The following is an 11,264-nucleotide window of genomic DNA, read 5'->3' on the forward strand; positions in this document are numbered from 1 at the left end:
GAGAAGACGATCACCTTGCAAGTCCAGGGCGACACCACCGTCGAGCCGGACGAGGCGTTCACGGTGACGCTGTCGAACTCCACCGGCGCCACCATCGGCGCCAACACCGCCGACGGTGAGATCCGTAATGATGAGAGTGGCACCACCGTCACCGGCACCTCCGGCAACGACAGCCTTGCCGGCACCAGCGGCGACGACTCCCTGTTCGGCCTTGCCGGCAACGACTCCATCTACGGTCTCGCCGGCAACGACACCTGCGTCGCCGGCCCCGGACTCGACTTCTTCTACGGCGGTCCAGGCGCCGACGTCTGCTTGTTCAGCCCGGGCGAAGGCCAGGACAAGTGGTGGGATTACCAGGACGGCATCGACAAGATCGCCCTTCCAGCCGGTCTCGACTACGGCGACCTGACCTTCCGCACCGATACCACCTGGAACTATCTCTGGGTGCAGAGCGGCGGCGTCGATGTCCTCGGTCTCAAGTACATCAGCCAGTCGCAGATCGACGCCAGCGATTTCATCACCGGCACGACACCGCCGAGCAACGTCGCCCCGGTCGCCAACAACAACAGCGCCGCGACCACGCCTGGCACGGCGGTCGAGATCGCCGTGCTCGGCAACGACACCGACGCCAACGGCGACGTGCTGACGATCGCGAGCTTTACCCAGCCCGCCAACGGCAGCGTCGTCAAGGACGACCAGGGCACGGCATCGACCGCCGACGACGCCCTCGTCTACACACCGAACAGCAGCTTCAGCAGCGGTACCGACACCTTCTTCTATACTGTCTCCGACGGATCGCTGACCGACGATGCCACCGTTACCGTCACGGTCGGCACCGCGCCGCCCGCCAACACCGTCCCTGGCACCTCCGGCAACGACAGCCTCGACGGCACCAGCGGCAACGACTCCCTGTTCGGCCTTGCCGGCAACGACTCCATTTACGGTCTCGCCGGCAACGACACCTGCGTCGCCGGCCCCGGACTCGACTTCTTCTACGGCGGTCCAGGCGCCGACGTCTGCTTGTTCAGCCCGGGCGAAGGCCAGGACAAGTGGTGGGATTACCAGGACGGCATCGACAAGATCGCCCTTCCAGCCGGTCTCGACTACGGCGACCTGACCTTCCGCACCGATACCACCTGGAACTATCTCTGGGTGCAGAGCGGCGGCGTCGATGTCCTCGGTCTCAAGTACATCAGCCAGTCGCAGATCGACGCCAGCGATTTCGTTCTGCTCTAGCGGTTCGGCAGCGCGTTTCCAGCCCGCAACCCGGGTGACACCAGGGACGTTCCCGGTCCCTGGCGTCCCCACCGCTGCTTCCAGCTTGGCCAGTATTCCCTCGCGCGCGCGCAGTATCCGCAGTTCGACGTGCAGCCGTTCACGTCCTCGGCGGTCGCGGCGCAGCCGATCGTGTTTGTCGGCACGTTCACCGGCGTGAACGACCAGGGCAAGACGGCCGGGCAGCGCGATGCGTATCGCATCTGCTTCGCGCTTGCCGACCTCAAATCCGGCAAGATTGTCGCCAAGAGCCGGGTGTTCTCGACGATGGAAGGGATCGACGCGACGCCGACGCCGACCTTCCGCGACAGCCCGGCGTGGGTGAAGGACGAGGCGACCGAGGCCTACATCAAGACCTGCCAGGCGACGAAGATCGGCGACTCGCTCGACCCCGCTTATGTCGATCGCATCCTCGCTGCGGCGCTGATCAGCGATGCGATCGAGGCCTATGACGCGCGCCGCTATCAGGACGCGCTCGAGCTTTACACGTCAGCCCAGGGCCTGCCCGCCGGCGATCAGCTGCGCGTGCACAACGGGATCTACCTCAGCAACTGGATGCTGGGCCGGCGCGACGCGGCAATGGTGGCGTTCGGCAGGCTCATCGACTTCGGCCTTGCCAACCAGCGCCTCGCGGTGAAGTTCCTGTTCAAGCCCGGCTCGACCGCGTTCTGGCCCGACCCGCAGGTGAGCGCACCTTACACGTTCTGGCTGCGGGAGATTGCAGCGCGCGGCGCGAAATCCGGCTCGTGCCTGGAAATCACCGGCCACACCAGCCCGACCGGACCGGAGCCGCTGAACGAACGATTGTCGCTGTTGCGCGCCGAAGTGATCAAGAAGCGGCTTGATGCCAGCGCGCCCGCGCTTGCCGGCCGCACGATCGCGAACGGTGTCGGCTCGCGCGAGGCGCTGGTCGGCAACGGCCGCGACGATCTGACCGATGCGCTTGACCGCCGGGTCGAGTTCAAGGTCATCGGCTGCTGAGCCTTCCCGCTCGCTCGTCCCCGCCGGTGATAAGGCGGGGACGGCGGCTGCCCACTCCGTCCCTGATCGAAGCCGGTGCGGCGATGGCCGTTGCTCGGTTGGCGTGCTCTCAGCCTCCTGCTTCACGCCAAGTCGGGGAAATCGCTCGTGACGCCGATGAAATCCTTAACCCGGTAGTCCCAGCCATATGCGGAGCCGTCGTCGATGAACAGTTGGAAGTAGTCGCCGTCCTTGTCCTTGCCCACTAATAGTGAGGTGGCGTAGCCGTCCACGCTCCAGGTGTGGTTCGTGACCTTGATGGTGCCCGGCTGCAGCGGGTCCCTTGAGTGGATCAACTTCCACCCGCCGCCGCCAAATTCGCTCAAGTCGATCTTATCGCCGTTGCCATAATAACCGCGTTCATCCAGACGGTGACCGAAGGTATAGAGAATTGTGTTGTTCTGGCCTGTCACGTACGGCGGTATGTCATCGGCGACGATCTTGAAGATGTCGTCGCCATCAGGGCGAGCGGGATCGCGCGGGTCGGGGTTCTTGTAGGAGCCGAAGAGGCGGTCCAGCCTCGCCGAACCGACCAACGTATCGTCGCCGCCGCCGCCGACGAGGCTGTCGGCGCCGCCGTCGCTGGCGCTGTCGCCCGTCCCCCAGATCCGGACATTGTCGATGACGGGTCCGTAGAAACTGGGGTCGTCACTTTCGAATTTCAGGACTTTGCTGTTGCCGTGGAAGGTGAAGGTGAACGCCTTTTCCACCCAGCCCAAATCGCCCTCGCTCCAGTTGGCCGGGCGCTCGAAGTCGAAGGCGTACTTCTGGCCATCGATTGAGAGCGTGCCCTCCTTGAGGGTGTCACTCCCTTGGAAATTGCCGGATAACTGGAAGCCGACGGTGTACGTCTTGCCGAGCACGAGCCCTTGAATTTCCTGCGAGATCGAGCCGGACTTGTCGGTGCCGGTTTGCGTCGTTCCGCTCAAGTCAATGCTCTTTGTTCCCTCGGCGGCACGCCACAGGCCACCAACCCAATCGACGCCGTTGTCGCCGACAGTCCAGCCGTCGAGGTCAGTATTGTCCTTGGGGAGCGGGTGTGAGCCGCTGGTATCCGGATAGACTGAAGGTGGCGGATTGGTGCCGGTTTCAAAGCCGCCGTTGACGATTATGGGTCCGGTGCCGGTCCCGACCAGCATGTTGTCAGCTTTGTTGCCCTCGAGGAAGTCATCGCCGCTGCCGCCGATGGCGTTCTCGATCAGCGCGTTCTTGCCCGGCGGCACGTTATCGGGCTCGAAAGCGACCAGGACTTTGTGGGTGCCACCGGCGTCAAAAATCGCGCTGGTCTTGGTGCCGGAAGTGTCCTTCAGGTTGCCGTTGAGAAGGCTGATGTAGGTATCGGTCGTGGCGGCGCTGAAGTCGATCGTGTCTGTTCCGCCGGCATCCCAAATCGTCTCGAAGAACTGCTGTCCAGGAACGTAGGCGTACGTCGTGTCGCCGCTGTTGTGCTCCCAGTTGGGCCCATAGATGTATTGTGCGACCCGGATGTCAAAGGGCATCGGCGTCATTGGGTAGAAGGGGAGCGCATCCTCGCCGCTGCCCGCCACGAACGGCTTGATGCTCAAGACGGCGTTGGTCGCCGTGTTGTCGGTCGAATTCGTCCCCGGATGGGCAAGCCCGAGGGCGTGACCGGTTTCGTGCAGGATCAGGTATTGGCCCTTACTGCCCAGAGCCCAGGCGTCTGGAGAGTTTTGAGAGCCGTTCTTGCTCCCGTCCGAGACGTCTACCCAGACGTCGCCATGTCTGATTTTGCTTGCTGTGGTTGGGGCCCCAGGCTGATAGGCTTCCCCGTAGCCGGTATCGGAGGATTGTGCGACGCTCGCGAGGTTTGCAGTGTTTGCGTAGCGGATGGCCGCGTCACCGGTTCCGTTGTCGATGAACTTGATGTCAGCAACCTCGGCGTAGCGCTGTAACGCGTGCGAAGCGGCTTTCGTTTGATAGGATGAGAAATCATCGAATGAGGTTGGCTGGTTCCCTCCGTACGGCGTGGGATAGGTGCCTTTAGAGGATGGAAAGCTGAAGCTGACATATTCCGCAACAGGCGCGTTTTCGCCAGCTATACCATCATTGCCCCACTTAAACGTCAAGTGTGCCAATGATGGGTTAATTTTTATTGCTTCTGCGAAACCACCTACTGCCGGCGTAACGAATTTGTTAAAGTTTCCTGGTTCCGCCGGGAATGGTTGTGACTGGAATGTCCCAAGGAACTCGTCAACCATTGCCCTTGCTCCCCGATGACAGGCTGGGTTAGGTCAACCGCATGGTTAGCCGTAACGAGAAACGGGTCTCTTAGCGCGTATACTCCTTCCCTCGCGTCAGAACGCTGACGCACGTTTTACAAACCCTCTCTCGCGCTCTGTATGTCCGGCGCGTTTGCTGGCACGAACGCTGAAGTCTGCCTTATGAGTATTTCAAGCAACAGTATACCTCAAAATTGGATTGCTGTCGATTATTTTTGCGCGCCCCAGTTGCCCTCGTTCCTTCAGCGGGGTAGCGTGTTGTTAAGTATCGACCTAAGCGACGGGACTGAAAGAAACCAACCGCTGATCATCAAGGCGGTGTTGGTGGTAAAAGGAGGGAGCAACGAATGGCGACGGACTGTGCCACCGTGTCGAAAAGTGCTGTCGGTCGGGCGCCGATCATTTTCGGGCTCGCGCTGGCGGGGATTACCGTAGCAACTGCGGCCGAGGCTGGGCAAACTTTCAACGAGGCCGTCGCGAATGAACTTGTCCGGTTCGGGTCGGGCGATTCAAATGGCGGCGGACAGAGCTGCGCGAGGTTCATCAAGGACGGTACACCGTTGCTGGAGCGATGCGCCGAGTTCCCGCAGCCCGGAGGGCCTGGCGGGGCAGGTTCGGCAGGGTCCAGCATTGGCGGTACCTTCGCGGCGCCCGACGCTGTTCTGGAACGCTTGAAAACACCGCGCGCAAAGAAGGGGGGCGGGGGCAGTGCGGATGCCGCAGTGAGCCTCGGCAACGGCTTCAGCGTCTTTGCGGTTCCCGGGTACGAACGCCTGAACCACAGCAACAACCGGTATGAGGACGGCTATAAGGCCGATATCGGCCGGTTGACGTTGGGTGGAGACTACAAGTTCTCGCAAATGTTTTTTGCCGGAATCGCCTTCGATTACGCGTACCAGGATGGTGTGTACGATGAGGGTCGCGGTTACAACACAAGCACCTACGGAGTTCTGCTGTACGGGTCCATCCTGCCGGTCGAAAACGTATTCATCGACTTGAGCGCCGGTTATGGCTGGTCGCGATCAAACGATAGTCGTGTCGCACGGCTTTTCAATCCGGACGGCTCCCAACTGTTCCCGCCGCCGGGCAACGGCAGCGTTCGCTCCGACTACAACGGCAACCAGCTCACCGCCAGCGTGCGGGGCGGCTACGACTATCCGATCCAGAATATCACGATCGGCCCGCGCGCCGGCTTCACCGTCGGCCATTGGACCCGCGAGACGTATCGCGAGGAGGGCGTAACCGGCCTTGAACTGGAGTACGCCAACGACAGCCAGACGTCGCTGCAGTCGAACCTGGGCGCCGCGGCGTCGATCGCCGTCAGTACCTCCTTCGGCGTGCTGCTGCCGCAGATCGAAGGCGCCTGGGTGCACGAGTTCGCCGACGACCAGCGCAGTCAGAAAGCCCGTTTCCGCGATGCGCTGCCGAGCGAAGGCAACTTCCGCTACGACAGCGAATCTCCCGATCGCAACTTCGGTGTGGTCGGCGTCGGCCTGACCGCGGTGCTGCCCAATGGCCTGCAGCCGTTCGCGGCCTTCCGCTCGATCGTCGGCAACGACAACTACAACAGTTACGCGGTTTCGGCCGGCCTGCGGCTGGAGCTGTAATCGCATAGGCCTGACCATCGCCAAACCAAAGGCTTGGCCGGTCTCATCCCAGGGGGGCTCTTTTTTTTTGCGCGCCGGGCAGACGTTGGGAGACCGCCCGCGCCAAGTCGTTACGGCTCCAGTTTTTCCCAGAGTCCGAAATGCGGCGTCCCGGGGCTGCCATCGCTGTACCGCTGCCGGCCGTCAAGCCGCTCTTGATAGAAGCGGTCAATATCCTGCGGCCCTTCCAGGCAAATGGGATCGGATCCGTCGGGGAAGAACACGTAGAGGACGTCGTCTTGCTTCGGCGTTGCGGTGAATGTCCCCGCCTCGCCGTGGCGGACCATGGGAACTTTGATCCGAGATTTCAGGAGGCCTTGCACGTCCATAAAGAATGGCCCCCGCGTGTGCTTGTAGCCGGACCGGTCGGGATCGGTTACGCGCATGTTGACAGCAGGATTCGACGCCGAAACGATATCGTAAAGATCGTAGTCGCCGTGGAGGTAGCTCGATCCGCAACACGCGACGAGCCGACCCGTGCCCGCCACCACTCTAATCGCGTCGGCTTTCGCCCATTTGACGCAGCCCTAGTGCCTCGACTTCTCATCCAGATCAACAAAAAAGCGCTTGCAGATCAGCCGATCGGTGTGAGGCCTGCCGTCGGCTCCGCCAGCAACCGCGAGCGGCGTCTCGGCCCCGTTCGGTCCCATCCAGGCCTGCCACGCCTTCAGCGCGGCCTCGTGCGGAGATCCGACGCCAAACGCCGCCCCAAACCCTGGCAAGGTTGGATCGACGACCAATCCGCCTACCTTGAGCCAGCCCAGCGACGGGTGCGCAAAGTCTCTCTTCGCGGTCTTCGCCTTGCAGTCGAGCGGCTTAGGGACAAACCCCCGCTGGCCGATGTATTGCGCCGACGCTTCATTCAACTGCCGGACGAGAATAAAGACGCCAAACTCCCGGGCCGTGTCGAAGAAGGCCTTGTAATCCTCCTGGCGCATGTGGCGCAGCATGTCGCTTGGCGTCTTCACGCTCATCGTGATTCCTCCCTTCTCCCGTTTTCTGGCGCGCCGTTCCCTTCGCCGAGCAGGCTCGGCCAAGCGTCAAGCCAGCAGCACACGTGGTCATAGCCTTGGATGAGGGTGAGCGTCCCGCCGAGGCCCCGGGCGCCGCGGGCGGTGAAGGCATTCGGCACCACGGTGTCCTCGCTGCCGGCAAAGTGCCGCTGGCGGATGGACGGAGGCAGGGGCGGGCCGTCAGCCGGGTTGGCGCTGTCGCGCGAGAGCGCAACGCCTACCGCCTCAGCCCAGCCGTGCGTGTCGAGGTTGGCCGCGATCGTCACCAGAAAGCGGCTCTCAGCGAAGCGGGGCGCGAGCCGCGCCGCCAGCACACCGCCGCCGCTGTAGCCGATCCAGGCGATCCCCGCCCGCGGTCGGCCGGCGAGGACGCGCCTTAAGGCCGCCTCCATGCTGGCAAGCACCTCTTCGCTGTAGCGGCCATCGGTGCAGAGCGAAGGCGTGCAGGCGGCCTCGCGGTGAACGCCATGATAGCACGGCCTGCCGAGGAGGACCGCCGGTGCCGGCCCCCTTGTGAGCAGATGCAGGGCGAGCGGCCGCCGTGGCGTTGGGTCGGGATTGGCAAGGCCGTTTAGGAGCGGGCTGCCATCGCCTTCAAGGTAGACATGCAGGATGCCTGGCGCGTCGGGCTCCTTGGCGAACACCGCGTGCCGGAAGCGGGTCCCTTGCACCTCTGCGCGTTCCAGTCCAAGGCCGCGGGCGGTCTCATCGAACCGCGTGGCGGGCATTGCGCAGGCGCCGAGCAGGGTGGCGGTGAGAAGTGTCAGCGCGCTTGCGCGCAACGATAGCGCGCCTGTCCGGATACCCATTCCTCCGCTCACGTTTGCTTTTCGCGTTTGCGGGAAACCCTTGTAAACTTATACGTGCGGGATGCAACAGCGGCCGGCAGCGCTGGAGCCTGTCGGAGCGCTTGCGGGCGGGAGCGACGGCGATGCAAACAGGCGCGCTGATCAAGCGAACGGTAACCAGGATGCAGCGACGTGGCTTAGCTGGCGCGACAATGCTTGCGCTCGCGGCTTGCTCGTCCGGCTCAACTCTCGATGCTGGCGCCGGTAGTGCGGGAGCCACAAGCGGCGGCGCGTCAGTCGATCAATTCCAGATCGTCGATTGCCTGCTGCCGGCCGCGGTGCGCCAGATCGGCACCGGCTTCACCTATCCGGGAAGGCGGCGGGCCATTCGCACGTCCGCCAGCGATTGCGGCATCCGCGGCGGCGAGTACGTCGCCTACGACCGGGCCAACTATGCGACTGCCTTGAAGGTGTGGCTGCCTCAGGCGGAGGCCGGTGATCCGAAGGCTCAGACCTACGTCGGCGAGATTTTCGAGAAGGGGCTTGGCACCACTTCAGACTATGGAGCGGCGGCCGCGTGGTACCGCCGCGCGGCGGAGCAGAACTATGCGCCGGCGCAGGTCAATCTTGGCAGCCTCTACGAGCGCGGCCTCGGCGTGCCGCGCGATCCGCAGCAGGCGGTGAGCTGGTATCGCCGGGCGTCCGGCCTGCCCACGGCTGGCGTCGCCTTTGTTCCCGCGGCCGATCCCGACGAAGTTGCGCGGCTGGAGGCGGAGCGCCAGCGCCTGGAAGAGGAGAACGCGCGCCAGTTGCGGGAGCTGCAACTGGCGAACCTCAGGATCGGATCGCTGGAAGGGGAACTGGAAGCGACACGCAAGCGGCTGCGCGAGCTGAAAGGCGGTGCCGAACAGGGAAGCCGCTCTCTTGATGCGGAGCGGCGGAAGCTGGCGCAGCAGGAGTCCGCGCTTGCCGCCGATCGCCAGCGGCTGTCGGCAGAGCGGGAACGTTTGCGGCAGTTGGAGGCGCAGGTCCGTAATCTCCAATCTCAGCCGACACCCGCTGACGGCGCCCGCCTGGCGCAGGCCGAGCGTGAAGCCGAACTCGCGCGTGCCGATCTCGAAAAGAAAGAGGCCGAGATTGCCGAAAAGGATCGGGCCCGCGCTGCCCTGCAGAAGGACGTGACCACCAAGGAAGCGGAGATCAGCAGGCTGACCGACCAGATCTCCGAGCTCAATCAGCAGGCCCAGCAGCAAGCGGGGCAAGTGGAGAAAGTCGCCGCCAAGGATGCAGAGGTCAAGCGGCTTAACGCCGAGATTGCCCAGCTGCGGAGGCAGACCGAGCAGAGCCTGGTGCAAGCGCGCGAAGTCGCCGCTAAGGAAGCGGAGATCAAACGGCTGAACGAGGAGATTGCTCGCCTAACTATGGAGGCACGCTGGGCGCCGCCGGAAGCACTTGCCGAGCTGCCAGTAATCCAGCTGATCGAACCGAAACCGCTCGTCGTACGCGGCAGCAAGGCGTCCATCACCCTGCGTACTGCCGTCGAATCGCGGCTTGTCGTGGGCCGAGTTGTCCCTGCGACCAACGTCGTTTCCTTAACTGTCAACGATGTCGAGAAAGAGCCAACGGAAACGGGCGTATTTCGCTCTCAAGTCGGCCTGACTGGTCAGGTGACACCCGTCAGCATCGTTGCTGTCGATCGCGCAGGCCGTCGCGTCGCGCTTGATTTCCAGATCGCCCGCTTAACTCCGCAGGAAGCACCGCCTCCGACTACGTCCAGCCTTGGCATGCCCCTAACTGGGCCGCTTACGAGCATCGACTATGGACGCTACTACGCGCTCGTCATTGGCAACGACGCCTATCAGCACCTGCCCCCGCTGAGGACGGCCGTGGCCGATGCGCAAGCCGTCGCCGATCTCCTGCGCAGTCGCTATGACTTTGCGAACGTCAAACTCTTGACCAACGTGACTCGCTACCAAATCGCCTCGGCACTGGAGGAAATGCGGGAGACCCTGACCGAGAAGGACAACCTCCTGATCTATTTCGCCGGCCATGGAGAGATTGACCGCCGTAATCAGCGCGGCCACTGGCTGCCGGTCGACGCCGAGGTCGGCCGGACCGCGAACTGGATCTCAAACATCTTCATCAGTGATGTGCTCAACGCGTCTTCGGCCAAGCATATCCTGGTCGTTGCCGACTCGTGCTTCTCGGGCACGCTGACCCGCTCGGCACTCGCCCAATTGCAGGCCGGCATGAGCGATGATGCGCGCGCCGGGGCGATCCGGGCAATGGCGGGCGAGCGCGTTCGCACGGCGCTGACCTCGGGAGGGGAGGTTCCGGTGGTCGACAGCACCGGCGGCCAGCATTCGGTGTTCGCACAGGCGTTCCTCGATCTGTTATCGAAGAACCCGGGCGTCCTCGAAGCGCAGCTTTTGCATCGCGAACTCGCCAAGCGGGTCAAGCGTGCGACCGATTTGCTGGGCGTCAGTCAGGTGCCGCAGTATGCTCCGATCGAGTTCGCTGGGCATGGTGGCGGCGATTTTTTGTTCGTTGTTCGTCCGCTGGTGAGCGGTTGAAATCGACGCCAATCGCCGGTCGGTTACTGCCGGACCAGCGTCGGCGGGTCGTCGTCTGCGCCGGAAAAGGCGACCACGCCGACGGTGACGTTGTCGGTTGCTGCGCGTTTGAGCGCTAAGTCCACCAGCCCGGCGGCGGCGGTGCTCCAGCTGGAGGCGATCATGGCGGCGATTTCGGCGTCGGTGACTGCTTTGGTGAGGCCGTCGCTGCACAGCAAGAACACGTCGTCCGCGGCGAGTGGCTCAACGCGCTGCTCCAGCTCCACATGCTCCTCGGTGCCGACGGCGCGGGTGATGATGTTGGCGTAGCGCGGATCGGCCTCCTCGTCGGTTGTTAGCAGGCCCAGCGCAATCATCTCCTCCGTGCGGCTGTGGTCCCGGGTCAGGCGCGTCAGCGTGCCATCGCGGAAGCGATAAACCCTGCTGTCACCAGCCCACAGACAGACGGCCGTCTCATCGGAGAGGATCAGCACGGCGACCGTACTCCCCGTCAGCCGCCCTTGCAGGCGCTGCTCGGACAGGCTTCGGATGCGACGGTTCGCGTCCGTCATTTGCTCCTGGACTTGGGCGATCATGTCCGCAGGGGCGGCGGCCGGCTGCACCGCGTCGAGCGCGTCGATGACGAGCCGGCTGGCGAGGTTGCCGGCTTCATGTCCCCCCATGCCGTCCGCGACCGCCCACAGGCCGAGATCGGGCGCTTCCAGGTACG

General features: G+C 63.7%; 9 protein-coding genes. 4 read left to right on the forward strand and 5 right to left on the reverse strand.

Going from position 1 to position 11,264, the window contains the following annotated elements; translation table 11 throughout:
* Together RKP46_RS19755 and RKP46_RS19760 are read left to right on the forward strand one after the other, a co-directional pair.
* Positions 1-1,236 (forward strand): Ig-like domain-containing protein (locus RKP46_RS19755; RefSeq protein WP_311108211.1); only part of this gene is annotated, 1,236 nt, incomplete at its 5' end.
* 129 nt (positions 1,237-1,365) lie between these two features.
* A complete protein-coding gene (locus tag RKP46_RS19760; protein WP_311108212.1) occupies positions 1,366-2,256 on the forward strand; it encodes an OmpA family protein in 891 nt (296 codons plus the stop codon).
* 122 nt (positions 2,257-2,378) lie between these two features.
* Here the strand turns inward: RKP46_RS19760 and RKP46_RS19765 are convergent, their stop codons facing one another.
* Positions 2,379-4,514 carry a DUF642 domain-containing protein gene (locus RKP46_RS19765; RefSeq protein WP_311108213.1) on the reverse strand — a complete coding sequence of 712 codons (2,136 nt, stop codon included), beginning with the start codon at positions 4,512-4,514 and terminating at the stop codon, positions 2,379-2,381.
* A gap of 368 nt (positions 4,515-4,882) precedes the next feature.
* Between RKP46_RS19765 and RKP46_RS19770 the strand changes: the two genes are divergently transcribed.
* The gene (locus RKP46_RS19770; RefSeq protein ID WP_311108214.1) at positions 4,883-6,142 is read left to right on the forward strand and encodes an autotransporter outer membrane beta-barrel domain-containing protein; all 1,260 of its coding nucleotides are present in this window, start codon (positions 4,883-4,885) and stop codon (positions 6,140-6,142) included.
* Positions 6,143-6,252: 110 nt separating this feature from the next.
* Here the strand turns inward: RKP46_RS19770 and RKP46_RS19775 are convergent, their stop codons facing one another.
* Genes RKP46_RS19775 through RKP46_RS19785 form a run of 3 tightly spaced genes read right to left on the reverse strand, consistent with a single transcriptional unit; the run spans position 6,253 to position 8,003 of the window.
* A complete protein-coding gene (locus tag RKP46_RS19775; RefSeq protein WP_311108215.1) occupies positions 6,253-6,672 on the reverse strand; it encodes a hypothetical protein in 420 nt (139 codons plus the stop codon).
* A 36-nt stretch (positions 6,673-6,708) separates the two neighbouring features.
* Positions 6,709-7,155, reverse strand: coding sequence for a hypothetical protein (locus RKP46_RS19780; RefSeq protein WP_311108216.1), 447 nt, complete (start codon positions 7,153-7,155; stop codon positions 6,709-6,711).
* Positions 7,152-8,003 (reverse strand): hypothetical protein, encoded by an 852-nt coding sequence (locus RKP46_RS19785; RefSeq protein WP_311108217.1) that lies wholly within the window; start codon positions 8,001-8,003, stop codon positions 7,152-7,154. The genes RKP46_RS19780 and RKP46_RS19785 overlap by 4 nt, the downstream gene beginning before the upstream one ends.
* Positions 8,004-8,194: 191 nt before the next feature.
* Between RKP46_RS19785 and RKP46_RS19790 the strand changes: the two genes are divergently transcribed.
* Positions 8,195-10,555, forward strand: coding sequence for a caspase family protein (locus RKP46_RS19790; protein ID WP_311108218.1), 2,361 nt, complete (start codon positions 8,195-8,197; stop codon positions 10,553-10,555).
* Positions 10,556-10,578: 23 nt separating this feature from the next.
* Here RKP46_RS19790 and RKP46_RS19795 read toward each other — a convergent pair.
* On the reverse strand, positions 10,579-11,264 hold a 686-nt coding region (locus RKP46_RS19795; RefSeq protein WP_311108219.1), incomplete at its 5' end, for a protein phosphatase 2C domain-containing protein.

This window comes from Accumulibacter sp., from assembly GCF_031732815.1.
Lineage (GTDB): Bacteria > Pseudomonadota > Gammaproteobacteria > Burkholderiales > Rhodocyclaceae > Accumulibacter.

Bases quoted from the DNA above. Each gene is read 5' to 3' on its own strand.
- RKP46_RS19765 (WP_311108213.1), bottom strand. From the start codon at position 4,514: ATGGTTGACGAGTTCCTTGGGACATTCCAGTCACAACCATTCCCGGCG.
- RKP46_RS19770 (WP_311108214.1), top strand. From the start codon at position 4,883: ATGGCGACGGACTGTGCCACCGTGTCGAAAAGTGCTGTCGGTCGGGCG.
- RKP46_RS19780 (WP_311108216.1), bottom strand. From the start codon at position 7,155: ATGAGCGTGAAGACGCCAAGCGACATGCTGCGCCACATGCGCCAGGAG.
- RKP46_RS19785 (WP_311108217.1), bottom strand. From the start codon at position 8,003: ATGGGTATCCGGACAGGCGCGCTATCGTTGCGCGCAAGCGCGCTGACA.
- RKP46_RS19790 (WP_311108218.1), top strand. From the start codon at position 8,195: ATGCTTGCGCTCGCGGCTTGCTCGTCCGGCTCAACTCTCGATGCTGGC.